This is a genomic window from Geobacillus vulcani PSS1 (genome assembly GCF_000733845.1).
GTDB lineage: Bacteria > Bacillota > Bacilli > Bacillales > Anoxybacillaceae > Geobacillus > Geobacillus vulcani.
The window spans coordinates 3,151,299-3,177,723 of record NZ_JPOI01000001.1 but is presented as its reverse complement, the minus strand read 5'-3'; the positions used below and the strand labels follow the sequence as shown (position 1 = coordinate 3,177,723).

Annotated in this window: 25 protein-coding genes; 24 read left to right on the top strand and 1 reads right to left on the bottom strand. The window is 53.8% G+C overall.

Going from position 1 to position 26,425, the window contains the following annotated elements; all coding sequences use genetic code 11:
- Nucleotides 1-55: 55 nt before the first annotated feature.
- Both N685_RS0117005 and N685_RS0117000 read left to right on the top strand, forming a co-directional pair.
- Nucleotides 56-1,039, top strand: coding sequence for a polysaccharide deacetylase family protein (locus tag N685_RS0117005; RefSeq protein ID WP_031410341.1), 984 nt, complete (start codon nt 56-58; stop codon nt 1,037-1,039).
- A complete protein-coding gene (locus N685_RS0117000) occupies nt 1,032-2,273 on the top strand; it encodes a M16 family metallopeptidase (protein ID WP_031410338.1) in 1,242 nt (413 codons plus the stop codon). The genes N685_RS0117005 and N685_RS0117000 overlap by 8 nt, the downstream gene beginning before the upstream one ends.
- 62 nt (nt 2,274-2,335) lie before the next feature.
- On the opposite strand, the gene N685_RS0116995 is transcribed toward N685_RS0117000, so the two are convergent.
- Entirely contained in the window at nt 2,336-2,578 is a 243-nt protein-coding gene (locus N685_RS0116995) for a YlmC/YmxH family sporulation protein (RefSeq protein ID WP_031410337.1), read from the bottom strand.
- 193 nt (nt 2,579-2,771) lie between these two features.
- On the opposite strand from N685_RS0116995, the gene dpaA reads away from it, so the two are divergent.
- From dpaA to N685_RS0116875, 22 genes are all read left to right on the top strand, one after another.
- Nucleotides 2,772-3,677, top strand: coding sequence for a dipicolinic acid synthetase subunit A (dpaA, locus tag N685_RS0116985; protein WP_013145722.1), 906 nt, complete (start codon nt 2,772-2,774; stop codon nt 3,675-3,677).
- The gene (locus N685_RS0116980; protein WP_011230774.1) at nt 3,674-4,279 is read left to right on the top strand and encodes a dipicolinate synthase subunit B; all 606 of its coding nucleotides are present in this window, start codon (nt 3,674-3,676) and stop codon (nt 4,277-4,279) included. Before dpaA ends, N685_RS0116980 begins: the two co-directional genes overlap by 4 nt.
- A 111-nt stretch (nt 4,280-4,390) precedes the next feature.
- A complete protein-coding gene (asd, locus tag N685_RS0116975) occupies nt 4,391-5,434 on the top strand; it encodes an aspartate-semialdehyde dehydrogenase (RefSeq protein ID WP_031410334.1) in 1,044 nt (347 codons plus the stop codon).
- A gap of 20 nt (nt 5,435-5,454) precedes the next feature.
- Nucleotides 5,455-6,708, top strand: coding sequence for an aspartate kinase (gene dapG / locus N685_RS0116970; RefSeq protein ID WP_031410332.1), 1,254 nt, complete (start codon nt 5,455-5,457; stop codon nt 6,706-6,708).
- Nucleotides 6,709-6,713: 5 nt separating this feature from the next.
- On the top strand, nt 6,714-7,589 hold the full coding sequence (dapA, locus tag N685_RS0116965) for a 4-hydroxy-tetrahydrodipicolinate synthase (protein WP_031410330.1): 876 nt from the start codon (nt 6,714-6,716) through the stop codon (nt 7,587-7,589).
- 181 nt (nt 7,590-7,770) lie between these two features.
- Nucleotides 7,771-9,441, top strand: a complete 1,671-nt coding sequence (locus N685_RS0116960; RefSeq protein WP_031410328.1) for a ribonuclease J — start codon at nt 7,771-7,773, stop codon at nt 9,439-9,441.
- Nucleotides 9,442-9,558: 117 nt separating this feature from the next.
- Nucleotides 9,559-10,299, top strand: coding sequence for a ClpP family protease (locus N685_RS0116955; protein ID WP_031410326.1), 741 nt, complete (start codon nt 9,559-9,561; stop codon nt 10,297-10,299).
- A complete protein-coding gene (locus tag N685_RS0116950) occupies nt 10,296-10,520 on the top strand; it encodes a YlzJ-like family protein (protein WP_031410324.1) in 225 nt (74 codons plus the stop codon). The genes N685_RS0116955 and N685_RS0116950 overlap by 4 nt, the downstream gene beginning before the upstream one ends.
- 108 nt (nt 10,521-10,628) lie before the next feature.
- Complete coding sequence (locus N685_RS0116945) at nt 10,629-12,959, top strand: DNA translocase FtsK (protein ID WP_031410322.1); 2,331 nt, start codon at nt 10,629-10,631, stop codon at nt 12,957-12,959.
- Between the two features lie 209 nt (nt 12,960-13,168).
- Nucleotides 13,169-13,900, top strand: a complete 732-nt coding sequence (locus N685_RS0116940; RefSeq protein ID WP_013145714.1) for a GntR family transcriptional regulator — start codon at nt 13,169-13,171, stop codon at nt 13,898-13,900.
- A gap of 83 nt (nt 13,901-13,983) precedes the next feature.
- Nucleotides 13,984-15,075 carry a BMP family lipoprotein gene (locus N685_RS0116935; protein WP_033842377.1) on the top strand — a complete coding sequence of 364 codons (1,092 nt, stop codon included), beginning with the start codon at nt 13,984-13,986 and terminating at the stop codon, nt 15,073-15,075.
- Nucleotides 15,076-15,202: 127 nt separating this feature from the next.
- Nucleotides 15,203-16,729 (top strand): ABC transporter ATP-binding protein, encoded by a 1,527-nt coding sequence (locus tag N685_RS0116930; RefSeq protein WP_031410317.1) that lies wholly within the window; start codon nt 15,203-15,205, stop codon nt 16,727-16,729.
- On the top strand, nt 16,729-17,775 hold the full coding sequence (locus tag N685_RS0116925) for an ABC transporter permease (RefSeq protein WP_031410315.1): 1,047 nt from the start codon (nt 16,729-16,731) through the stop codon (nt 17,773-17,775). The genes N685_RS0116930 and N685_RS0116925 overlap by 1 nt, the downstream gene beginning before the upstream one ends.
- Entirely contained in the window at nt 17,776-18,735 is a 960-nt protein-coding gene (locus tag N685_RS0116920) for an ABC transporter permease (RefSeq protein WP_031410313.1), read from the top strand.
- Nucleotides 18,736-18,884: 149 nt separating this feature from the next.
- A complete protein-coding gene (yfmF, locus tag N685_RS0116910; protein WP_031410312.1) occupies nt 18,885-20,180 on the top strand; it encodes an EF-P 5-aminopentanol modification-associated protein YfmF in 1,296 nt (431 codons plus the stop codon).
- Nucleotides 20,161-21,450 carry an EF-P 5-aminopentanol modification-associated protein YfmH gene (gene yfmH, locus N685_RS0116905; RefSeq protein WP_031410310.1) on the top strand — a complete coding sequence of 430 codons (1,290 nt, stop codon included), beginning with the start codon at nt 20,161-20,163 and terminating at the stop codon, nt 21,448-21,450. The genes yfmF and yfmH overlap by 20 nt, the downstream gene beginning before the upstream one ends.
- Nucleotides 21,451-21,503: 53 nt before the next feature.
- The gene (gene ymfI / locus N685_RS0116900; protein WP_031410308.1) at nt 21,504-22,220 is read left to right on the top strand and encodes an elongation factor P 5-aminopentanone reductase; all 717 of its coding nucleotides are present in this window, start codon (nt 21,504-21,506) and stop codon (nt 22,218-22,220) included.
- Nucleotides 22,221-22,282: 62 nt separating this feature from the next.
- The gene (locus N685_RS0116895; protein ID WP_011230790.1) at nt 22,283-22,531 is read left to right on the top strand and encodes a DUF3243 domain-containing protein; all 249 of its coding nucleotides are present in this window, start codon (nt 22,283-22,285) and stop codon (nt 22,529-22,531) included.
- A 132-nt stretch (nt 22,532-22,663) separates the two neighbouring features.
- Complete coding sequence (locus N685_RS0116890; RefSeq protein WP_031410306.1) at nt 22,664-23,455, top strand: DUF3388 domain-containing protein; 792 nt, start codon at nt 22,664-22,666, stop codon at nt 23,453-23,455.
- A 26-nt stretch (nt 23,456-23,481) separates the two neighbouring features.
- A complete protein-coding gene (locus N685_RS0116885) occupies nt 23,482-24,369 on the top strand; it encodes a helix-turn-helix domain-containing protein (RefSeq protein ID WP_031410304.1) in 888 nt (295 codons plus the stop codon).
- Nucleotides 24,370-24,450: 81 nt separating this feature from the next.
- Entirely contained in the window at nt 24,451-25,029 is a 579-nt protein-coding gene (gene pgsA / locus N685_RS0116880; RefSeq protein WP_031410303.1) for a CDP-diacylglycerol--glycerol-3-phosphate 3-phosphatidyltransferase, read from the top strand.
- A gap of 26 nt (nt 25,030-25,055) precedes the next feature.
- Complete coding sequence (locus N685_RS0116875) at nt 25,056-26,300, top strand: competence/damage-inducible protein A (RefSeq protein WP_031410301.1); 1,245 nt, start codon at nt 25,056-25,058, stop codon at nt 26,298-26,300.
- The last annotated feature ends 125 nt before the right edge of the window (nt 26,301-26,425 follow it).

Sequence of the window (26,425 nt, the reverse complement as noted above, 5' to 3'; positions counted from 1 at the left end):
CTATCCTGTCCCCCGAAAACATATGTTGTAGTAGTAAAAAAGGAGGGGGACAAGGGTGAATAACGGCTATGCCCGCTATATGGCGCTAGCGGTCATGTTTCTTGCCGCCTGGGCGGCGGTTCATTGGCCGCCGGTTGGCGATTACATTGCAAGCTGGCGTCCGGTGGAAACGACCGCGATGAAAGAGCGCGACAAGCTGTATGACACGATCGTCAAGCAAGCGAAGCAATACGAAATTCCCGCCCAAGATGCGGTCATTGATAAAGTGTGGAAGGCGACGCCTGGTTACAACGGGCTCGCCGTCGACATTGATGCCTCCTATCAAAACATGAAGAAAACAGGGACGTTTGATGAGCGAAAACTCGTGTTCCGACAAGTGCCGCCCCGCATTCATTTGAACGATTTGCCGCCGGCGCCGATTTATCGCGGCCATCCTGACAAGCCGATGGTGGCGTTTACGGTCAATGTCGCCTGGGGGGAAGAATACCTCCCCGATATGCTTGAGACGCTGAAAAAACATCATGTCAAGGCAACGTTCTTTTTAGAAGGACGGTGGGTAAAAAATCACCCGGAGATGGCAAAAATGATAGCAGACGCTGGCCATGAAATCGGCAACCATTCCTACAGCCATCCTGATATGAAAACGCTCAGCGGCGACGACATTCGCCGCGAGCTCGAGAAAACGAATGAAGTGATTGAGGCGGCGACAGCGGTCAAATGCAAATGGTTTGCCCCGCCCAGCGGCAGCTATCGCGACGAGGTCGTCGAGATCGCCTCGGAACTTGGCATGAAAACGATTCTATGGAGCGTCGATACAATTGATTGGCAAAAACCGTCGCCATCTGTTATAGTGAAACGGGTGACGTCAAACGTCCATCCTGGCGCCATCATTTTAATGCATCCGACGATGCCGACGGCGGCGGCGCTTGATGAGCTGATCGTCTCGATCAAGCGCCAAGGCTACGCTCTAGGCAGCTTGACGGCCTTATTCGATGAGAAAAGACTGGCAAACAAACAGGAGGAACACGGAGTTGATTAACAAGTATACGTGCAAAAACGGTGTGCGAATCGTGCTCGAGCAAATCCCGACTGTAAGATCGGTGGCCATCGGCATATGGATCGGGACCGGCTCGCGCAATGAAACGGAGCAAACCAACGGCATTTCCCACTTTTTAGAGCATATGTTTTTCAAAGGGACCACGACGCGCACGGCTAGGGACATTGCCGAAGCGTTCGACAGCATCGGTGGGCAGGTGAACGCCTTTACATCGAAGGAGTATACGTGTTACTACGCCAAAGTGTTGGATGAACATGCGCCGTTGGCGCTTGACATGCTCGCCGATATGTTTTTCCACTCGACATTTGTGGAGGATGAGCTGCAAAAGGAGCGCAATGTTGTGCTCGAGGAAATCAAAATGTATGAAGACACACCGGATGACATCGTCCACGATTTGCTCGGCAAAGCGTGCTATGCGGGCCACCCGCTCGGCTATCCGATTTTGGGCACGGAAGAGACGCTGCGCACGTTTACTGGTGACACGCTGCGCCAATATATGACGGACTACTATACACCGGACCGCGTCGTCGTTTCGGTCGCCGGCAACGTCGACGAACGGTTTATTGACCAGGTCGAACGCTATTTCGGCTCGTTCACCGCAGAGAGCAAGCCGCCTTCTTCAGGGACGCCGTCGTTTGTGCCGCAAAAGATCGCGCGCAAAAAGGACACGGAGCAGGCGCACGTATGCATCGGATTCAACGGGTTGCCGATCGGTCATCCGGACGCGTACCCACTCCTCATCTTAAACAATATTTTAGGCGGCAGCATGAGCAGCCGACTGTTTCAGGAAGTGCGCGAGCAGCGTGGATTGGCGTATTCGGTGTTCTCGTACCATTCCGCCTACCAAGACAGCGGCCTGCTCGCCATTTACGCCGGTACAGGAAGCAGCCAGCTTGATGTGCTGTTCGAAACGATCCAGCAGACCATTCACCAACTGAAGGAGGACGGGGTGACCGAAAAAGAGCTGCATAACAGCAAAGAGCAGATGAAAGGAAGCCTGATGCTTGGGCTCGAAAGCACGAACAGCCGGATGAGCCGCAACGGCAAAAATGAACTTCTTCTCGGCCGCCACCGCTCGCTTGATGAGATCATTGAAGAGATTGAAAGCGTCACGGTGGAAAAAGTAAACGAACTGGCGCGCACGGTGTTCACCGACGATTACGCGCTCGCCTTAATCAGCCCCGACGGCGTGTTGCCGCGCCCGCTCCGTTCATAGACCGAGCTCAAAAAAGCTAACGACCTTTCGCTAGGTTGTTAGCTTTTTCGTTTTCACCTCTTTCACCCTTCCTCGGGGACGTCGATCATCACCATATCTGCGCCGATTTTGCGAATATATTTCCACGGTACGCGAATTTCCTGTCCCTCTTTGCGAAACCCAAACCATTTTCCCGTGGGGATGAGCAACGCCTCGATCTGCCCTGTTTGCTCGTTGATCTCCAAATCGGTCTGTCCGAGCACTCCGAGCCGCTCGGCTCGGCTTACATCGACAATTTCTTTTCCGCTTAACTCGCTCAGCCTCATGCTGGGTTCCCCCTTTTTGGCTTCTTTACTTCTATATGTAAGGAACAAAAACGGAAAAAATGACTGCCTCTTGTCTGCTGACAGCGCGTATCGCCCATTTTTTCCTTCAAGGATATTCACCTATATTTTCCTTCCAACATAAGATGGGAAAGGAAACGGAGCAGTTTGCCAAAAAAGAAGGTGAGCGTACAACATGATGCTGACAGGAATGCATATCGCCATCATCGGCGGCGATGCGAGGCAGCTTGAAGTCATTCGCAAACTCGTTGAACTCGATGCGAAGTTGTCGCTTGTCGGCTTCGACCAGCTTGCCCATCATTTCACCGGAGCGATGAAGCTGCCGATTGGCGAAGTCGATTTTGCAGATTTGGATGCGATCATTTTGCCGGTTCACGGCACGACGTTGGACGGAAATGTCAACAGCGTGTTTGCCCATGAACCGATTCCGTTTACAGAAGAGATGGTGCAAAAAACGGCGCGGCAATGCACGATTTATTCCGGCATCAGCAACGCGTATTTGGACGAATTGGTGAAAAAAACAGGGCGCAAGCACGTGCAGTTGTTTGAGCGCGACGATGTCGCCATTTACAACTCCATTCCGACCGCGGAAGGCACGGTGATGATGGTCATTCAGCATACGGATTTTACGATCCACGGCTCATGCGTTGCCGTCTTGGGGCTTGGACGCGTCGGCATGACCGTCGCCCGGACGTTCGCCGCGTTGGGGGCGAAAGTCAAAGTCGGGGCGCGCCGGTCGGAGCATCTCGCCCGCATTACGGAAATGGGGCTCGTGCCGTTTCATTTAAACGATTTGGAAAAAGAAGTGCGTGACATTGACGTCTGCATCAACACCGTGCCTCATCTCATCGTGACGGCGAGCGTCATCGCCAAAATGCCGCCCCATACGTTGATTATCGATTTGGCGTCAAAACCGGGCGGCACTGACTTCCGCTATGCCGAAAAACGGGGAGTGAAAGCCATTTTGGCGCCCGGGCTGCCGGGGATCGTCGCGCCAAAGACAGCTGGGCAAATCATCGCCAACGTCTTGGCGCAACTATTATATGCAGATTTACAAAAACGGGAGGAGAATCATGCATGAGCGGAAACAGCTTGAAAGGAAAACGGATCGGCTTTGGCCTCACCGGGTCGCATTGCACCTATGATGCGGTGTTTCCGGAAATTGAAAAACTCGTCAATGAAGGAGCCGAAGTATTGCCGATTGTTACGTATACGGTTAAGACGACCAACACCCGCTTTGGCGAAGGGGAAGAATGGGTGAAAAAACTCGAACAACTGACCGGACATGAGGTGATCGATACGATCGTCAAAGCGGAGCCGCTCGGACCGAAAATTCCGCTCGATTGCATGGTGATCGCTCCGCTCACCGGCAACTCGATGAGCAAGTTGGCCAACGCCATGACGGATTCCCCCGTGCTGATGGCGGCGAAAGCGACGATGCGCAACCACCGCCCGGTCGTGCTTGGCATTTCCACAAACGATGCGCTCGGCTTAAACGGCGTCAACTTGATGCGGCTGATGGCAGCAAAAAACATTTATTTCATCCCGTTCGGCCAAGACGCCCCGCAGGCGAAGCCGAACTCAATGGTCGCCTACATGCCGCTGTTGCGCGACACGATTCTTGCCGCGCTGGAAGGGAAGCAACTTCAGCCGGTCATTATCGAGCGGTTCCGCTACAACTGAATCGAAAATCCATGTTCCGCATAAAAATGTTCTCTCGTCCACAGCGGAATGTGATAAAATAAAAATTATGAATTCACTTCTTAGAGTGACGATGTGGAAGGAGAATGGTGGATGGCTCAAAAACAATATCATGTCGCTGTCGTCGGAGCAACGGGGGCAGTTGGGCAGCAAATGGTGCGGACGCTTGAAGACCGGAACTTCCCGGTTGGAACATTGACCTTGTTGTCATCGGAGCGGTCAGCCGGCAAAACAATGCGTTTCCGCGGCGAGGAGATCGAAGTGCAGGCGGCATCGCCCGAGCGCTTTGATGGGGTCGATATCGCCTTGTTCAGCGCCGGCGGGGCCGTATCGAAAGCGCTGGCGCCGGAAGCGGTGCGGCGCGGGGCGATCGTGATCGACAATACGAGCGCGTTTCGGATGGAGGAAAACGTGCCGCTTGTCGTTCCGGAAGTGAACGAAAGCGACTTGACGTGGCATAACGGCATTATCGCCAATCCGAACTGCTCGACGATCCAAATGGTCGTGGCGTTGGAGCCGATTCGGAAGGCGTTTGGCCTAGAGCGCGTCATTGTCTCGACGTACCAAGCCGTCTCCGGGGCGGGAGCGCAGGCCATTGAAGAGCTCAACGAGCAGACGAAAGCGGTGCTCGAAGGGAAGCCGGTGGAGGCGAACATTTTGCCAGTGAAATCGGACCGAAAGCATTACCCAATTGCGTTCAACGCCATTCCGCAAATCGATAAGTTTCAAGACAATGGATTTACGTTTGAAGAGATGAAAATGATCAATGAAACAAAAAAAATTATGCATATGCCTGAGCTGAAAGTGGCGGCGACGTGCGTGCGCATTCCGGTGGCGAGCGGCCATTCGGAATCGGTGTACATCGAAATTGAACAAGACGGCGTCACCGTTGCCGACTTGCAGGCCGTGCTCCGCGAAGCGCCGGGCGTCGTGCTTCAAGATGATCCGAGCGAACAGTTGTACCCGATGCCGGCCCATTGCGTCGGTAAGTACGACGTGTTTGTCGGCCGCATCCGCCGCGATTTGGACAACCGCCGCGGCTTCCATCTATGGATTGTCGCTGACAATTTGTTAAAAGGCGCGGCTTCGAACTCGGTGCAAATCGCGGAAAGTTTGTTGAAGCTCGGGCTCATTTGAAAAAGCATCGAGGTGTTAGCATGAAACTCATTGTTCAAAAGTTCGGCGGCACGTCCGTCCGCGACGAGCGCGGGCGGAACTTGGCGCGCCGCCATATTGAACGGGCGCTTGAGGACGGCTATAAAGTGGTCGCTGTTGTATCGGCCATGGGCCGTTACGGCGACCCATATGCGACCGATACACTTCTTAGTTTGATTGGCGGCGCTCGCCATCACGTAACGAAGCGCGAGCAAGATATGCTCATGGCGTGCGGAGAAATCATCTCAAGCGTTGTGTTCAGCAACTTATTGAACGAACACGGCATCAAAGCGACGGCGTTCACCGGCGCTCAGGCCGGATTCCGCACGAACAGCGATCATACGAACGCAAAAATTCTCGAAATGCGCTGCGACCGCCTCCTTGAGGCGCTTGAGCAATACGACGTCGTCGTCGTCGCCGGCTTTCAAGGCATGGCGGAAAACGGCGACATCACAACGCTCGGCCGCGGCGGGAGCGACACGTCAGCAGCAGCGCTCGGTGCGGCGTTAAACGCAGAGTGGGTCGATATTTTCACCGATGTCGACGGCGTCATGACCGCCGACCCGCGCATCGTCGAGAGCGCCCGGCCGCTTGACGTCGTTACGTATACGGAAATTTGCAACATGGCGTACCAAGGAGCGAAAGTGATCCATCCGCGCGCGGTGGAGATCGCCATGCAGGCGAAAGTGCCGCTTCGCATCCGCTCGACGTACTCCGATGCCCCCGGGACGCTCGTCACTTCATCGATGCGCGGCCGAAAAGGAAGCGATGTGAAAGAGCGGCTTGTCACCGGCATTACGTATGTCGCCAACGTCACGCAAATCAAAGTGCTGGCGAAAGAAGGTCACTATGAGCTGCAGTCTGACGTGTTTCAAGCGATGGCTCATGAAGGGATCAGCGTGGACTTTATCAATATTTCGCCGTATGGCGTTGTGTATACCGTGAGCGGCGACATGACGGAAAAAGCGGTGGCCGCCCTGCGCCGCATCGGCTACGAACCGGCCGTGACGCCTCATTGCGCCAAAGTGTCGGTTGTCGGCGCCGGCATTGCCGGCGTACCGGGGGTGACGGCGAAAATCGTCACTGCCTTGTCGGAGCAAGGCATTCAAATTTTGCAATCCGCCGACAGCCATACGACGATTTGGGTGTTAGTGAAGCAAGACGATATGGAAAAAGCGGTCAACGCCTTGCATGACGCCTTCTGCCTATCCGAGGCGGGTGCGGGCGAAGATGAAGCGATTTGGAGCGAGGAGTGAAAATCGTGGTTCAGTTCGGGAACATCATAACGGCGATGGTGACGCCATTTGACCGAAAAGGGAATCTCGACTTGGCAAAAACAACGGAGCTTGTCAACTATTTGCTTGACAATGGCACAGATGCGCTCGTTGTCGCCGGCACGACCGGCGAGTCGCCGACGTTGACGACCGAGGAAAAAATCGCGCTTTTTCGCCATGTCGTCTCCGTCGTCAACGGACGGGTGCCGGTCATTGCTGGAACGGGCACGAACGATACGCGTGCATCGATCGAGCTGACGAAAAAGGCGGAAGAGGCGGGCGTCGATGCTGTCATGCTTGTGGCGCCGTATTACAACAAGCCGAACCAAGAAGGGCTGTATCAGCATTTCAAAGCGATTGCCGAAAGCACATCGCTGCCGGTGATGCTGTATAACGTTCCAGGGCGCACGTCGGTGAGTCTTGCTCCGGAGACGGTCATCCGGCTGTCCGAAGTTTCGAACATTGTCGCTGTCAAGGAAGCGAGCGGCAATTTGGACGCCATGGCGGAAATCATTGAGCGTACGCCGGACGACTTTTTGCTCTACAGCGGCGATGACAGCTTAACGCTTCCGGTGTTGGCCATCGGCGGGGCCGGCGTTGTCTCGGTGGCTTCGCACATCATTGGCAATGAAATGCAAGAAATGATTCGTTCCTTTTTAGCGGGCGATCATCAGAAGGCGGCGGCGCTGCATCGAAAATGGGTGCCGCTCATGAAAGGCTTGTTTGCCGCTCCAAGCCCGGTGCCAGTGAAAACGGCGCTGCAGCTGCGCGGGCTGGACGTCGGTTCGGTGCGTCTTCCGCTTGTGCCGCTTACTGAACAAGAGCGGAAGGACCTAAGCCGCCTGCTCGATGCGCTGTCGTAACCATGGTCTCTCCGCGAAATGACTCCCCAACGCTTTGCCTGCGCGTTGGGGCCTTTTTTTGTCTTGGCTGTGAAATCCATTGGCTGGTGAATGAACCATCTTGTGTTTTTCCGCACCGATTCGTTATAATAAAAGCAAGTGACTTTGAGCGGGTTAGCATCATAATCGGGAGGACGCAGCCTTGAAATCGAAAATAAAGCCGGTAGAGAAAATACGCCTTTTTGCCCTTGGAGGAGTCGGGGAAATCGGCAAAAACATGTATGTTGTCGAATTGGACGAGGACATTTTTGTCATCGACGCCGGGGTGATGTTTCCGGAAGACGAAATGCTCGGCATCGACAAAGTGATCCCGGACATCGCCTATTTGACTGAACGGCAGCATCGCATTCAGGCCATTTTTCTCACCCACGGGCACGAGGAGCATATGGGGGCGATCGCCTACGTGCTCAAGCAACTGTCTGTGCCGGTATACGGAACGAAGTTGACGCTTGGGTTGGCGGAGGCGCTGTTAAAAGAACAAGGGGTGTCGGGCGCGAAGCTCAATGAAGTTCATCCGGATGCGGAGCTCGTGTTTGACAAGGCGAAAGTGACGTTTTTCCGCACGATTCACAGCATCCCCGATTCGATCGGCATCAGCCTGCATACATCGCAAGGTGCGATCGTGTACACGAGCGATTTTAAATTTGACCAAACCCCGTACGGCAACAACCGCACCGACTTGGGAAAAATGGCGCAAATCGGCGAAGAGGGGGTGCTGTGTCTTTTGTCAGACAGTACAAACGCCGAGCGCCCTGGCTACAGCGGCTCCGATACAGTGGTCGCCTATGAGATCGCTGACGTGATCGGCCATGCGAAAGGCCGCGTGTTTGTTGCCTGCTACGCTTCCAACATCACCCGCATCCAGCAGGTGCTGTACGCTGCCCACCAATCCGGACGCAAAGTGGCAGTAATTGGGAAAACGTTGCATAAAGTAATGGACATTGCCGTGCGCCTTGGCTATTTGCACGTTCCAGACAAGGTGACGATTTCTGCGCACGATCTCGATCGCTACCATGACCGCGAACTCGTCATTTTGACAACCGGCGGGCACGGCGAGCCGATGAGCGCGCTTTGGCGCATGGCGCGTCAAGCGAACAAACAAGTGAATATCAAAGAAGGGGATACCGTCATCGTCGCCGCATCCGTCATGCCGGGCTATGAGCTTGGGTTTGCGAAAACGATCGACGCCTTGTACCGGGCCGGTGCCAACGTGATTTACCGCGACCGGCAAGTGCACGTATCGGGGCACGGCTGCCAAGAAGAATTAAAGTTGATGCTCAATTTAATGAAACCAAAATACTTTATCCCAGTGCATGGGGAATATCGGATGCAAAAAGCGCACGCCCGGTTGGCGAAGGCGGTTGGCATCTCGGAGGAGCGGACGTTTTTAATCGACAAAGGCGAAGTGATCGAGTTCCGCGGCGGTGCCGCCCGTCCCGGCGGCAAAGTGCCGTACGGCAACATTTTAATTGACGGCCTCGGCATTGGCGATGTCGGCAACATTGTGTTGCGAGACCGCCGCTTATTGTCTCAGGACGGCATTTTGATCGCTGTCGTCACGCTGAATAAAGAAGCGAAAACGATCGCGGCGGGACCGGAAATCATTTCGCGCGGATTCGTTTATATGCGTGAGTCGGAGACATTGCTTGAGGAAGCAGAGAAAATGGTGGCGGCGATCATCGAGCGCTGCCTTGAATCCTACATGCTTGAATGGTCGTCGTTGAAAGCGAACATCCGCGAAGCGTTAAGCCAGTTTTTATTTGAAAAAACGAAGCGCAGACCAATGATTTTGCCTATTATTATGGAAGTATAATGCAATCATGCTCAAAGTCAGGAGGAAAATGCTGGGAACGGTCAGCCGTTGCCGGCATTTTTCTTTTTTCTTTCGGCCATACTAAGTGTATGACCGACAAGAAAGGAGACGAAATGGATGGAGAAGGAGCGTTATTTTCAAGCGGAAACAGAGGGGGAACAGCCGGAAACAAAGGCCGAGGAAGCGACTGCGGCCATCACCCAGCTCGGGCAGACGAACGTTCCGCAAATGGACCCCGATACGAACATTCATTGTTTGACGATCGTCGGACAGATTGAAGGGCATATTCAGCTGCCGCCGCAAAATAAGGCGACGAAATACGAGCATGTCATTCCACAGATTGTGGCCATCGAGCAAAACCCGAAAATTGAAGGGCTGCTCGTCATTTTAAATACGGTCGGCGGTGATGTGGAAGCAGGGCTCGCCATTGCCGAAATGCTCGCCTCGCTCTCGAAACCGACTGTTTCCATCGTGCTTGGCGGCGGCCATTCGATCGGCGTGCCGATCGCGGTGTCGTGCAACTATTCATTCATCACCGAGACGGCGACGATGACGATTCATCCGATCCGTCTGACGGGGCTTGTCATCGGCGTGCCGCAGACGTTTGAGTACTTGGATAAAATGCAGGAGCGCGTCGTCCGCTTCGTGACGAAACATTCGAAGATCAGTGAGGAAAAGTTTAAAGAGCTCATGTTTTCCAAAGGCAATTTGACGCGCGACATCGGCACGAACGTCGTTGGACCTGACGCCGTCCGGTACGGGCTCATCGACGAAGTCGGAGGCGTGTCCCAAGCGATGGCGAAGTTGCGCGAGCTGATCGCGATGAGGAAAAACGGGGAAGGGAAGATGATCCAATGATTTTGTATACGATCATGCCCGAACATTTGATTTTTCCGGTCGATGCCGCCGCTTATGAGAAGCGGAAAATGGTGCATTACGATGGCATCCCGTTTCTCGTCCAAGCGGTAGAAACGGGAGAATATGAAATCGTGCAAAACTTAAGCACCAATCCGTCCCATTTTTTAAACGCCAAATATGCGCCTGGGGCGCGATTTCCGGCTTCAGCGGCAACATCGTAATGAATTGTTCGGCCGTTCATGATATAATAGTAAACAAACGGAAAAAAGCAGCCAACAATGGCTGCTTTTTTCCGGCTTGCCAATTCATTCATGCTGGAGTGAACGATCATGGCGAAACGAAAGCGAAGAAGAAAAGGGAAGCCGTCAAAAACGCAGCCTTGGACGGAAACCATCCGCTTTGAATTGATCGGCCTTGGCTTGCTCGCGGTCGCCGTCGTGGCGATGGCCCGCCTCGGGCTTGTCGGGGAGACGCTCGTGCTCGTGAGCCGCTTTTTTTTCGGCGAATGGTACATGCTATTAGTAGGCGGACTTTTCCTATTATCGCTCCTCCTCATGTGGCGGCGGGAGTGGCCGTCATGGACGGGCCGCCCGTTTGTCGGCGCTTCGGCCATTGCTGCGGCGCTCCTGCTTTTGAGCCATGACAAGCTGTTTGAACTCATGTCGCGGCGCGGCGAGCTTGATCCGAGCGTCATTCGGACGACGTGGGGGCTGTTTTGGAACGAAGCAAGCGGCAAGGCAGCCGATGTGGATTTAGGGGGCGGAATGGTCGGCGCGCTGTTATTTGCCGCCAGCTACCAGCTGTTTGATTTGCCCGGGACGAAATGGATTTGTTTCCTTCTGTTCATCGTCGGCTTTGTCGTGCTGACCGGGAAATCGCTGCGCGAGACGGCCGGCAAATGGGTTGCTTTGGCCGCAGCGTTTGTGAGAAAAGAATGGTTGGCGTTTGTCGAAGATATAAAGCAATGGCGGGCGGGGAGGAGGCGCAAGGCCAACGGCGGCCGAAGCCGGCGCTCGCGGCGGGCGGCCGCAAAGCGGGAAGACGAGCCGGCTGAAGCAAGCAGCGTCGAGCCGGATGAGGAACTGCTTTCCCCGCCGCCGATCATTTCCGATTTTGCGGCGGTGCGGTCGGCTGCTGAGTCGGAAGAAGAGAGGAATTCACGAGTGGAAAGCGACAATGGGGGGGAGAAGGACAAACCGGCGCCGCCGTTGGCGTTTTCCGAGCATGAAAACACCAATTACGACCTGCCGCCGCTTGATTTGCTTCGCCTGCCGAAGCCGGCCGGACAATCGGCCGATCATGCGAACATTTACGCCAACGCGCGCAAACTGGAGAAAACGTTCCAAAGCTTCGGCGTCAAGGCGAAAGTGACGCAAGTGCACCTCGGTCCAGCGGTGACGAAATATGAAGTGTATCCGGATGTCGGGGTGAAAGTGAGCAAAATTGTCAGTTTAAGCGACGATTTGGCGCTCGCTTTGGCGGCGAAAGACATCCGCATTGAAGCACCGATCCCCGGCAAGTCCGCGATCGGCATCGAAGTGCCAAATGAAGAGATCGCCACCGTTTCGCTGCGCGAAGTGCTGGAAGCCATTGAGCATACACGGGATAAGGCGAAGCTGTTGATTCCGCTTGGGCGCGACATCTCCGGTGAAGTCGTCGCCGCGGAACTAAATAAAATGCCGCATTTGTTGATCGCCGGCGCGACCGGCAGCGGCAAAAGCGTCTGCATCAACGGCATTATCGTCAGCCTGCTCATGCGCACAAAGCCGCATGAGGTGAAACTGATGATGATCGATCCGAAAATGGTGGAGCTGAGTGTGTACAACGGTGTTCCTCATTTGTTGACGCCGGTCGTCACCGACGCGAAAAAAGCGGCTCAGGCGCTGAAAAAAGTCGTCCAAGAAATGGAGCGGCGCTACGAGCTGTTCTCGCATACCGGCACGCGCAACATTGAAGGGTATAACGAGCATATCCGCCACCATAACAAAACGGCGTCGGAACAACAACCGCTTTTGCCGTACATCGTCGTGATCATCGACGAATTGGCCGACTTGATGATGGTGGCTTCTTCGGATGTGGAAGAAGCGATCACCCGTTTGGCGCAAATGGCGCGTGCTGCTGGCATCCACTTGATCATCGCCACCCAGCGCCCGTCGGTGGACGTCATCACCGGCGTCATCAAAGCGAACATTCCGTCGCGCATCGCCTTCAGTGTATCATCGCAAATTGACTCGCGCACCATTTTGGATATGGGCGGGGCAGAAAAACTTCTCGGCCGCGGCGATATGTTGTTTTTGCCGATGGGGGCCTCAAAACCAGTGCGCGTCCAAGGGGCGTTTGTCTCCGACCAAGAGGTGGAAGACGTCGTTCGCTTTGTCATCGGCCAGCAGCAGGCGCAATATTATGAGGAGATGTTCGTCGAAGACAGCGAACCGGCTTCCTCAGCCCTTGAAGATGAGTTGTACGATGAGGCGGTCCGTCTTGTTGTGGAAATGCAAAGCGCCTCTGTCTCGATGCTGCAGCGCCGCTTCCGCATCGGTTACAATCGCGCCGCTCGGCTCATTGATGCCATGGAGGAGCGCGGCGTCGTCGGCCCGTATGAAGGAAGCAAGCCGCGCGCTGTTCTTTGGTCGAAGGAAGATTTAAAAAAGACATCATAAATAGGAAAAGGGGCGGGCGAAAAAAGCCTGCCCGTTCAATCATACATCTTATTGGAAGCGCTGCCAATCCTATTTCTTTTTCTTCGACAAAATTTGATATCACCTATTTATTTGCTCAGTAAAAAATGATATAGTAATCTCAAAAAGGTTATATGTCTAATGTCAGAGGTCTGATCTCAACGGAAATGCGTAACACGGAGGACGTTGTCATGTCAATCAAATCAGACAGCCGCCACCTTTACTTGCAAGTGATTGATCGCATCAAGCGTGATATTGAAACGGGAGTGTACAAAGAAAAGCAAAAACTGCCGTCCGAGTTTGAACTTGCCAAACAACTTGGCGTCAGCCGGGCGACATTGAGGGAAGCGCTGCGGGTGCTTGAAGAAGAAAACATTATCATCCGCCGCCACGGCGTCGGAACGTTTGTCAACGCCCGTCCGCTGTTTACGTCCGGCATCGAGCAGCTCTCAAGCGTCACGGATATGATTCGCCAAGCGGGGCGCAAGCCAGGAACGATTTTTTTGTCTTCCTCCATCCAACAGCCGACGGAAGACGATATGCGCCGCTTCCAATGCCGGCCGGACGAGAATTTGTTGCTCATCGAGCGGGTGCGCACCGCCGATGGGGAGCCGGTCGTGTATTGCTTGGATAAAATTTTATGCAAATATTTGCCAAAGGGCATCTCCTATGAACATGAGTCGCTGTTTGAAAACTTGCACAACCAAACGCATCGCGACATCGCCTATGCGGTCGCGCGCATCGTGCCGCTCGGCTATCACGAAAAAGTGTCGCCGATTTTGCAATGCGACCCAGAAACGGCGCTGCTTGTGCTCAAGCAAATGCATTTCGATAAAAACGATGAGCCGATTTTTTATTCCGTCAACTACTTCCGCTCCGACAAGTTCAGCTTCCATGTCATGCGGAAGCGGTTCAGCTTTTAAGGGGGTGAAAATGGGTACATAGAAAGAGAGCGGAAGCTTTATACTAATTAAGGAACAAATTTTTAAGCTAGGGGGTAATGAATGTGAAAAAGCGAATCGGATTGGTGTTGTCCGTCCTGCTTGCCGCTGGCACGCTGCTTAGCGCCTGCGGACAAGCCGGCAACAATGCGGGAGGCGGCAATCAGAAAGATACGTTCAGCGTCGCCATGGTCACCGACGTCGGCGGCATTGACGACAAATCGTTCAACCAGTCGGCTTGGGAAGGGCTGCAAAAGTTCGGCAAAGACAACGGGCTTGAAAAAGGCCGCGGCGGCTACGACTACTTGCAGTCATCGAGCGATGCTGACTATGCCACGAACTTAAACAAGCTTGTGCGCAGCGACTTTGACCTCATTTTCGGCATCGGGTATTTGATGGGCGACGCGGTGAAAGAAGTCGCCAAGCAAAACCCGAAAAAACATTTCGCCATCGTCGACACGGTTGTTGACGAGCCAAATGTCGCCAGCATCACGTTCAAGGAACATGAAGGCTCGTTCCTTGTCGGTGTTGTCGCCGGGTTAATGACGAAAACGAATAAAATCGGCTTTGTCGGTGGGATGGAGATTCCGTTGATCGAAAAATTCGAAAGCGGATTCCGCGCCGGCGTGAAAGCGGTCAATCCGAAGGCGACTGTGGAAGTACAATACGCCGGGGCGTTCGACCAAGCGGATAAAGGGAAAGCGATCGCCTCGAGCATGTACGCGTCTGGCGTCGACATCATCTACCATGCAGCTGGAGCGACTGGGAACGGCGTCTTCTCGGAAGCGAAAGATTTGAAGAAGAAAGATCCAAACCGCGAAATTTGGGTCATCGGTGTTGACAAAGACCAAGCGCCGGAGGGAGAAGTGAAAGTCGGCGGCAAAACGTACAACGTAACGCTCACCTCGATGGTGAAGCGTGTCGACGTTGCTGTCTATGACACGGCGAAACGGGCGAAAGAGGGCGACTTCCCAGGCGGCAAAACGATTGAGTACGGGCTGCCGGAAAATGGGGTCGGCATTGCCCCGACACAAGACAACATTCCGGAGAACGTGTTAAAAACAGTTGACGAATGGAAGCAAAAAATCATCAAAGGCGAAGTGAAAGTTCCGACAAACCGGAAAGAGTATGAACAATTCGCTGCGACGATCAAGTGACGAACAACGGCGAAGAAGGCTAGTGCGCACCGCTAGCCTTCTTCAAAATCATGAAATGAAGGGCGGCGGTTTCGCTGTCGCCTTTCATTTTGTGATTTTGACCTTGCTTGAGTAAGGAGTGAATCGCTTGGAATACGTGATTGAAATGCTCAATATCCGCAAGGTGTTTGGCACGTTTGTCGCCAACGACAACATTACGCTGCAAGTGAAAAAGGGGGAGATTCACGCTCTGCTTGGCGAAAACGGGGCTGGCAAATCGACGCTCATGAACGTGCTGTTTGGGTTATACCAACCGGACGGCGGTGAAATCCGCGTGAAAGGAAAGCCGGTGCGCATCACCGACCCGAATGTCGCCAATGATCTCGGCATCGGCATGGTGCATCAGCACTTTATGCTCGTCGATACGTTCACCGTGACGGAAAACATTATTTTAGGCAGTGAACCGACGCGGGCCGGGACGATCGATATGAAGCGGGCGGAGCGCGAAGTGCGCGAATTGTCGGAACGATATGGACTCGCGGTCGATCCGACAGCAAAGATCGCCGATATTTCTGTTGGCATGCAGCAGCGCGTGGAAATTTTAAAGACGCTCTACCGTGGGGCCGATATTTTGATTTTTGACGAACCGACAGCGGTGTTGACGCCTCAGGAAATTCGCGAGCTCATGCAAATTATGCGCACGCTCGTCCGCGAAGGGAAATCCATCATTTTAATTACGCACAAGCTCAAAGAAATTATGGAAGTGTGCGACCGCGTCACCGTCATCCGCCGCGGCAAAGGAATTGCGACGCTCAATGTGGCTGAGACGAATCCGAACGAACTGGCGGCGCTCATGGTCGGCCGCGAGGTGCAGTTTACAACCGCTAAGAAACCGGCTGAACCGGGGAAACCCGTGTTGGAAATTCAAAATTTAGTCGTCAAGGACGCGCGTGGAATCAAAACGGTCAATGGTTTGAACTTGACGGTGCACGCGGGCGAGATCGTCGGCATTGCCGGAGTCGACGGCAATGGGCAGACCGAGCTTATTGAAGCTATAACCGGCTTGATCAAAGCGGAATCAGGGACAATCCGCCTCAACGGCCGAGACATTACGAATTTGCCGCCGCGCAAAATCATCGAAGCCGGCGTCGGCCATATTCCGCAAGATCGGCATAAGCACGGGCTTGTCCTTGACTTTCCGATCGGCGAAAACATGGTGCTGCAAACGTACTATCAGCCGCCGTACTCGAAACGGGGTCTGTTGAATTTTCAAGCCATTTACGAAAAAGCGCGCCAGCTTATCCGCGAGTTTGATGTGCGCACACCGGATGAATATACGAAGGCGCGGGCGTTATCGGGCGGAAACCAGCAAAAAGCGATCATCGGCCGCGAAGTCGATCGCGACCCGGACTTGTTGATCGCTGCTCAGCCGACGAGGGGGCTTGACGTCGGAGCGATTGAGTTTATTCATAAGCGGCTCATTGAACAGCGAGACCGCGGGAAAGCGGTGCTGCTCGTTTCGTTTGAGCTCGACGAAGTGATGAACGTCAGCGATCGGATCGCCGTCATTTATGAAGGAAGCATCGTGGCCATCGTCGATCCGAAAGAAACGACGGAACAAGAGCTCGGGCTGTTGATGGCCGGAAGCAAACGGAAGGAAGCAGGTGTGTCGTGATGAAGTCGAATCGTCTCCAGCAATTTTTGATTCCATTGTTGGCCGTTCTTCTTGGCATGATCGCCGGCTCGATCGTGATGCTCGCAAGCGGCTACAATCCGATCGCCGGCTTTTCCGCTCTCGTGTACGGAGCGTTTGGCGATACGTACTATATCGGCGAAACGATCCGCCAGACGACGCCATACATTTTAACCGGCTTGGCGGTGGCGTTTGCCTTTCGCACCGGCTTGTTTAACATCGGGGTCGAAGGGCAGCTGATCGTCGGCTGGCTGGCGGCTGTTTGGGTCGGGGTGTCCTTTGATTTGCCCAAAATCATCCATTTGCCGCTCGCCCTGTTGGCCGCCGCGTTGGCCGGAGCGCTGTGGGGCTTGATTCCGGGCGTGCTGAAGGCGTATTTGAAAGTGCATGAAGTCATTATTACGATCATGATGAACTATATTGCCTTGCATGTGACGAACGCCATCATCCGTTCCGTTTTGTCTGATGAGGGATTTAAATCAAAGCCGGTGAAAGAAAGCGCATCGCTTCACTCCGACTTTTTCGATGCCATTACGCATCACTCCACCATGCATTACGGCATTTTCATCGCTGTCGCTGCCGCGTTTGTCATGTGGTTTTTGCTTGAGCGGACGACGAAAGGGTTTGAGCTGCGGGCGGTCGGTTTCAATCAGCACGCGTCACAGTACGCCGGCATGAATGTGCGCGCCAACATCATTTTAGCGATGGTCATCTCCGGCGCATTTGCCGGTGTCGCCGGGGCGATGGAGGGGCTTGGCACATTTGGAAACATCTCCACGAAAGCTGGCTTTACCGGTCTTGGATTTGATGGCATCGCGGTGGCCTTGATCGGGGGAAACAACGCGTTTGGCATTTTGCTCTCCGCCTTGTTGTTTGGCGCCTTGAAAGTCGGGGCGCTGGAAATGCCGTCAAGTGCCGGTGTGCCGACCGAACTCGTCGATATTATTATCGCGCTCATTATTTTCTTTGTTGCATCCAGCTACATGATCCGCTGGTTGCTATCTCGTTGGCAAAAGGGGGCGGAGTAAGTGAGCGTGTATGACGTCTTGCAAACGATTATCCCGACAACGATTTTCTTTGCGGCTCCCCTCATTTTCACCGCTCTTGGCGGCGTGTTTAGCGAACGGTCCGGCGTCGTCAATATCGGGCTTGAAGGATTGATGACCATCGGCGCGTTTGTCGGCATTGTCTTCAATTTGACGTTTGCCGATCGGTTTGGCGAATGGACGCCGTGGCTTGCTTTATTGGCTGCCATGGTGGTCGGTGCCGTATTTTCCCTGCTGCACGCGGTTGCGTCGGTCACGTTTCGCGCTGATCAAGTCGTCAGCGGGGTGGCGATCAACTTTTTGGCGCTTGGCCTGTCGCTGTTTTTAGTGAAGAAAATGTATGGCAAAGGACAAACGGACCAAATTCAAGTCGGGTTTGACAAAATTGACGTGCCGGTGTTAAGCGACATTCCTGTTATCGGGCCACTGTTGTTTTCCAACGCGTACGCGCCGTCGTATATCGCCATTGCACTGGCGTTTGTGTCATGGTATGTCATTTACAAAACGCCGTTCGGTCTGCGGCTGCGCGCCGTTGGCGAACATCCGATGGCGGCGGATACGATGGGGATTCATGTCGCCAAAATGCGCTATATTGCTGTGATGATCAGCGGCGCGCTCGGCGGCTTGGGCGGTGCGGTATACGCGACGATCATTTCCCGCGATTTCAGCCACGCGACGATTTCTGGGCACGGATTTATGGCGCTTGCGGCGATGATTTTCGGCAAATGGCATCCGATCGGTGCGATGGGGGCGGCGCTCTTTTTCGGGTTGGCGCAAAGCTTGAGCATCGTCGGGCAAACGATTCCGTTTTTGAAAAACGTCCCGACCGTTTACTTGCTCATCGCTCCTTATGCGCTCACCATTTTGGCGCTGGCGGGCTTCATCGGCCGCGCTGAGGCGCCGAAAGCGGCCGGCACGCCATACATCAAAGGAAAACGGTGATGAAAACGGCTGTCCGAAAAACGGACGGCCGTTTTTTGCTGAATGGAATGATTTGCATTTTTCCATTGGCAAAAGGTATATTGTTGATAAGACGCTTTACAATAAAGATAGTCTATGTTTGCAAAGAGAAAAAGTAAGGAGGAGTTGGATTGGTCGACGAAAAAGTCACAGCGGTCGGACCGATACGCGTCCATACAATTTCGACCGATAAGTACAAAACGAACACGATCGTTTGGAAAATGAAGGCCCCTCTTGCCAAAGAGACGGTCACGCTGCGGGCGCTTTTGCCATACGTCCTGCAAAGCGGTACGGCGGACTATCCGAGCGTCAAGGCGCTGCGCACCTATTTGGATGAATTGTACGGGGCGACGCTGAACGTCGATTTAGCGAAAAAGGGCGAACATCATATCATGACGATTCGCATTGATGTTGCCAATGAACGATTTTTGCCGCAGCAAACGCCGCTTCTTGCGAAAGCGCTTCAGCTCTTGGCTGATCTTCTGTTCCGCCCGGCGCTTGATGGCGGCCGGTTTGTCACCGACATTGTCGAGCAGGAGAAGCGGGCGCTCCGCCAACGCATTCAGGCGGTATATGATGACAAAATGCGCTATGCGAACATGCGCCTCGTAGAAGAAATGTGTCAAGGCGAACCGTACGCCCTCTCGCCAAACGGAGAGCTTGAAGACGTGGACGGCATCACGGCGGAAGGGCTGTATCGCTATTATGAACGGGCGCTGGCCGAAGATGAATTGGATCTATATGTCATTGGCGATGTAGTTGAAGAGACGGTGCTCGATGCGGTGAAGCAGCGGTTTTCCTTGCCGGATCGTCCAAAGCAGGCGCGCGCATCATCGGTTTCTGTCAAGCCGCAAGGGGAAGTCCGCGAAGTCATTGAGCGGCAGGACGTGAAGCAAGGAAAGCTCAACATCGGCTATCGGACGAATGTGACGTATGAAGATGACGATTATTACGCCTTGCAAATGTTTAACGGCATTTTTGGCGGTTTTTCCCATTCGAAGCTGTTCATCAACGTCCGTGAGAAGGCGAGTCTTGCTTATTATGCCGCTTCCCGTCTTGAAAGCCATAAAGGGCTTTTGTTGGTCATGTCCGGCATTGAGCCAGCCAATTATGAAAAGGCGCGCCGCATCATCGATGAACAGATGCAGGCGATGAAAAACGGCGATTTCACGGATGAAGAAATGGCGCAGACGAAAGCAGTCATCCGCAACCAGTTGCTTGAGACGCTCGATACGCCGCGCGGGCTTGTCGAAGTGTTGTACCATAACGTCGTCTCAACGCGAAAGCGCCCGATCGATGAATGGCTTGCCGGCACCGATCAAGTGACGCGCGAGGATGTGGTGCGCGTTGCTGGCAAAGTGGTGCTTGATACGGTGTACTTTTTGACCGGAATGGAGGCGACGGAAGATGGAAAAACGGGTGTATGAAACGCTTCAGGAAACGCTGTTTTATGAAAAAATGGACAACGGGCTTGACGTATACATTTTGCCGAAAAAAGGATTCAACAAAACGTACGCGGTGTTTACGACGAACTACGGCTCGGTTGACAATCAGTTTGTGCCGCTTGGAAAAACAGAAATGAAACGTGTTCCGGACGGCATCGCCCATTTTTTGGAGCATAAGCTGTTTGAAAAAGAAGACGGAGATGTGTTCCAACAGTTCAGCAAACAAGGCGCCTCAGCGAACGCCTTTACGACGTTCACCCGCACCGCTTATTTGTTCTCAAGCACGGACAACGTCGAGAAAAACTTGGAAACGTTGATGGACTTTGTACAAACCCCATACTTTTCCGACAAAACAGTGGAGAAAGAAAAAGGAATCATCGGCCAGGAAATCCGAATGTACGACGACAACCCGGATTGGCGCGTCTATTTCGGCGCCATCGAAAGCATGTATCATAACCATCCGGTCAAAATCGACATCGCCGGCACGGTCGAATCGATCGCCCAAATTACGAAAGAGCTGCTGTATGAGTGCTACGAAACGTTTTATCATCCAAGCAACATGCTTTTGTTTGTCGTCGGGCCGGTCGATGAGCAAAAAACGATGCAACAAATCCGCGACAACCAAGCGAAAAAGTCGTTTCCGCAGGCGCCGGAGGTGAAACGGTTTTCGTATGAAGAGCCAAGCGATGTCGCGAAAAAGAAACACGTGATCCCGATGCACGTGCAGACGAACAAATGCTTTGTCGGCATCAAAGCGCCGTCCGTTCCGGAAACCGGCGAACAAAAGCTGCGACATGAGCTGGCGTTTCACGTTGCCTTGGACTATTTGTTCGGAAAAAGCTCGCCGCACTACGAACGGCTGTACCGCGAAGGGCTGATCGATGATACATTTATGTACGATTATACCGAAGAGCGCGGATTCGGCTTCGCGCTGATCGGCGGCGATACAAGGGACGCTGAACGGCTCGCCTCGGAAATTCAAACGGTGCTGCTGTCGTTTTCGTGGGAAGCAGTCAAAAAGGAAGAGTTTGAACGGGTGAAAAAGAAAAAAATCGGCGCCTTTTTGCGGGCGCTCAATTCGCCGGAATACATCGCCAACCAGTTTACGCGCTATGCGTTTTACGGCTCCAACCTGTTTGACATTTTGCCGGCGCTTTCATCGCTTGCGATGGACGATATCGCGGCGGTCGCCTCTTCTTGTTTTCGCGATTCACAAATCGCGGTTTGTGAAGTCGTTCCAAAAGGGCAATAAGGCATCCTTCCTGTGAAGGATGCTTTTTTACGGCAAAAAGGAGAGATGGTTTCATGCGCTACGCCTTGATCACTGGAGCCTCCGGAGGAATCGGACAAAGCATCGCCCGCGTGCTCGCTCGGGAGGGGTATGGACTTTTTCTTCATTACCATCGCCGACGAGCGCCGGTTGAATCGTTGAAAAAAGAACTTGCTGGCACGCACGTGGTGCCGATTGAGGCTGATTTGTCGACGTCTGATGGGGTGGAAAAGCTCGTTTCGCAAATCGATCGCCCAGTTGATGCCATCGTTTACAACAGCGGTGCAAGCTATTACGGATTGTTGACCGACATGAACGATGAACTCATCGAACGGATGGTGCGGCTTCACATGACAAGCCCGGCGCTGCTCATCAAACGGCTGATCCCGTCAATGGTCGCGAGAAAGCGCGGCCATATTGTGTTCATTTCCTCAATTTGGGGATTGTGCGGTGCGTCGTGTGAGGCGGTGTATTCGATGACAAAGGGAGGGCAGAACGCGTTTGCCAAGGCGCTCGCCAAGGAGCTTGCCCCAAGCGGCATTCGCGTCAACGCTGTTGCACCGGGGGCGATTGATACCGATATGCTGCGGGTGTTTCGCCCTGAGGAGCTGGAAGCGCTCACTGACGACATTCCAGCCGGCCGGCTCGGCACGCCGGATGAGGTGGCGGAAACGGTGGCATTTTTACTGTCTGATGCCGCTTCGTATATCACCGGCCAAGTCATTTCCGTCAACGGCGGCTGGTATTGTTGAACGTATATTTTCCGATTGGGCAGGCAAACTATCCTTGAAACATTCAACAAGGAGGGATTGACATGTCGGTGCTGGATAACTTTGAACAATGGAAAGACTTTTTGGCGGAACGTTTAGAACAAGCCCAACAGCAAGGATTGACCCAGCAAGTGATCACAGATGTCGCTTACCAAATCGGGGATTATTTGGCGAAACACGTCGACCCGAAAAACCCGGAAGAACGGGTGCTTGCTGATCTTTGGAGCGTTGCGGATGAAAAAGAGCAGCACGCCCTTGCCAACATGATGGTCAAGCTCGTTCAACAAAAATAATCACCCGGTAAAAAGAGAGGGGTCTCCCTCTCTTTTTTCTTCCTCCTTTTCGGTTGCTTTTCCATTTGCGATTATAGTAGTATGAACTTAGCATAAGGCGTTTGTGCGGACACCGGCAAGGGAGGAGACGGGATGGGCAAACAAGAATGGTATTTGGAATATGAAATTCATGTCAACCGCCCCGGGCTGCTCGGCGATGTCGCTTCGCTGCTTGGCATGTTGTCCATTAACATCGTGACGATCAACGGTGTCCGGGATTCGCGCCGCGGCATGCTGCTTTTGTGCGACAATAATGAGCAGATCGAGCGGCTGGCGACGATCTTGCGGACGATGGACAACATTACCGTGACGAAGCTGCGCCAGCCGAAGCTGCTCGACCGCCTCGCCGTCCGCCACGGCCGCTACATCCAGCGCGATGCCGATGACAAAAAAACGTTCCGCTTCGTCCGCGATGAGCTTGGACTGCTCGTCGATTTTATGGCCGAACTTTTTAAAGAAAAAGGGCATAAGTTGATCGGCATCCGCGGAATGCCGCGCGTCGGCAAGACGGAGTCGATCGTTGCCGCCAGCGTGTGCGCCAACAAACGATGGTTGTTTGTTTCATCGACGCTGATTAAACAGACGGTTCGCACGCAGCTGATGGAAGATGAGTACAGCGAGGACAACATTTTCATTATCGACGGCATCGTCTCAATGCGCCGGGGGAATGAGCAGCACTGGCAGCTCATCCGTGAGCTCATGCGCCTTGAGGCGACGAAAGTCGTGGAGCATCCGGACATGTTTGTTCGTCATACGGAGTATACCCTTGATGATTTTGACTATATTATTGAGCTGCGCCATGAACCGGACGAAGATATTTCCTATGAAGCGATTGACCGCCCATCCTTGTTGGGCGGCGATGGGTTTTCTGAATTTGGGTTTTAATTTAAAAAAGTGGAAGGTGTTGGCCGTTGACGGAACTAGGGAAACGTTTACGGGAAGCGCGGGAAGAAAAAAATATGAGCTTGGACGAGCTGCAGGAAATGACGAAAATTCAAAAGCGGTATTTGATCGGCATTGAGGAAGGCAACTATGCCATCATGCCTGGAAATTTTTATGTACGCGCCTTCATCCGACAATATGCCGAAGCGGTCGGGCTTGACCCGGATGAGCTGTTTGAGCAGTATAAACAAGACATTCCCCAGTCGTATCAAGATGACATGCCGCAGACGCTGTCGCGTGTCAAAACGCGCCAGCAGCTGTCTGCCGAAGGGGAGAAATGGCTTGATTGGCTGCCGAAAGTAATTGTTGCGGCGGTCGTCATCGGGGCAGCCGTCCTCGTTTGGGTGCTGCTCCAGCGCGGTACCGCAAATGAGCCGCCGACAAAGACAAGCCCAAAAACAGCGGAGGTCGAGCGGTCGAAACATTCGCCGCTTGAGCAGGCAAAAGAAAAAGAGGAAGCGAAGAAGGCGGAAGAAAAGAAAGGGCAAAAAGGCGAGACGGCTCCGGCCGCTGAACAAGAAAAACCGGCTGCCCCAGCTGCAGCCTTGAATGTAACGGAAAAACGCGGCAATACGGCGACGATCGAAGTCGCCAACTCCGGCGCGTTTTCGATTGAGCTTGCGTCCAAAGGAACGTCGTGGGTCGAAGTATACAATACGAAAGGTCATACGTTTTACCGCGGCAACTTGACAAGCGGGCAGACGAAAACGTTCGACTTGTCGGCGGAAAGCGAAGTGTGGGTGAAAATCGGGCGCACGCTGGACGTCGACATGAAGGTAAACGGCCAGCCGTTTGCCTATCCGTTTGCCCCGAAAGACGAAGTGTACCAAAAGCTGCATTTCATATTGAAAAAGTGATGGAACAAGGCGCTTTTCCGCCAGGAAGGCGCCTGCTTTTCGCATGGACTGAACTATGTTGAGTGAGCGGAGGTATTTGGGGTGAACTTGCCGAATAAAATTACGGTAGCGCGCATTATGCTCATCCCGTTTTTCGTGATCGTGATGCTCGTTCCGTTCGGGTGGGGGAGCATCCAAATCGACGGGACAGAGCTTCCGGTTGCCCATCTTGTCGGGGCGCTCATTTTCATCGTTGCATCAACAACGGACTGGATTGACGGCTATTACGCCCGCAAGTACGGACTTGTGACGAACTTGGGCAAGTTTTTGGATCCGTTGGCCGATAAACTGCTCGTATCCGCGGCGCTTATTGTGCTTGTGGAGCTCGGAGCTGCTCCTTCGTGGATGGTGATCGTCATCATCAGCCGCGAGTTTGCCGTCACCGGCTTGCGGCTCGTGCTTGCCGGCGAGGGGGAAGTCGTCGCTGCCAACATGCTTGGCAAAATCAAGACATGGACGCAAATCGTCGCCATTTCTGCTTTGTTGTTGCATAACTTCCCATTCTCACTCATTTCGTTTCCGTTCGCCGAATTGGCGCTGTGGGTGGCGGTCATTTTCACGATTTGGTCCGGTTGGGATTATTTTGCGAAAAACAGACATGCGTTTTCCCATTCGAAATAGCCGGCCAGAGAGGGGGAAAAAGTCTGTTGAACGCGGAGATCATTGCCGTCGGCTCCGAGCTGTTGCTTGGGCAAATCGCCAATACGAACGCCCAATTTTTGTCGCAGCAGCTGGCGATGCTCGGCATTAACGTCTATTTCCATACGGTGGTCGGCGACAACGCCGGCCGCCTCGAACAGGCGGTGAAAACGGCGCAAACGAGAGCAAACCTCATCATTTTCACCGGCGGCCTCGGCCCGACGAAAGACGATTTGACGAAGGAGACGATCGCCCGTTTGCTTGGCCGTCGGCTCGTGATGGATCCGGAAGCGCTGCGGGAGATTGAAGCGTATTTTGCCCGCACAAATCGGCCGATGACGGAAAACAATAAAAAGCAGGCGCTCGTCTTGGAAGGATCGACGGTGCTGAAAAACGAACACGGCATGGCGCCTGGGATGGCGCTCTCGGTCAATGGCATCACGTACATGCTGCTTCCCGGGCCGCCGAAGGAAATGCAGCCGATGTTCACCAAATATGGGAGCGCCTTTTTGCGTTGCACGTTTTCGCTTTCCGAGCGCATCGAGTCACGCGTGCTCCGTTTTTTTGGCATCGGCGAATCAGCGCTTGAAACGGCGATTGCGGATTTGATCGACGTTCAGTCGAACCCGACGATCGCGCCGTTGGCCGGCGACGGTGAAGTGACGCTCCGTCTGACGGCGAAGCACCGGGATGAGGCAGAGGCGAAGCGGCTGCTTGATGAGACGGAAGCCGCCGTTTTGGCGCGCGTCGGCCGCTACTGCTACGGATATAACGACGAAACGTTGTTTACAAAGACGTTCAAACGGTTAAAAGAAAAAGGATGGACGATCGCGTCGGCCGAAAGCTTGACCGGGGGCCTTTTCCTCGAACAGCTCACCGCCGTCCCCGGCGCATCGCAAGTCGTACAGGGCGGTGTTGTTTGCTATACGAATCGCGTGAAAGAACGCGTGCTCGGCGTCCCGCGCCCTCTGCTTGAGGCAGACGGGGCGGTGAGCGAGCCGTGCGCCCGCTTGCTTGCTGAAAACGTCCGCGCGATGTGCGATGCGGATATCGGCATCAGCTTCACCGGTGTCGCCGGCCCTGATCCGCTTGAGGGTCACCCGCCCGGCACCGTGTATATCGGCATCGCCGTCCGCGGACGCGACACGACCGTCCATCGTCTGATGCTGTCCGGCACGCGTGATGCCATCCGTGTCCGCACGGCCAAATACGGCTGCTTCTTCCTATTGGAAATGCTCGCGGCCGACCGCTGATCGGCCGCCCCCTTCCTTGAACATTCTCCACCGCACATCGTTTGTTTCCACCGCATGGGTATGGCGATTGTTGCTAGTTCCTCCATTGAAAAAACGAATGAACGTTCGTTTTTTGCTTGGCAATG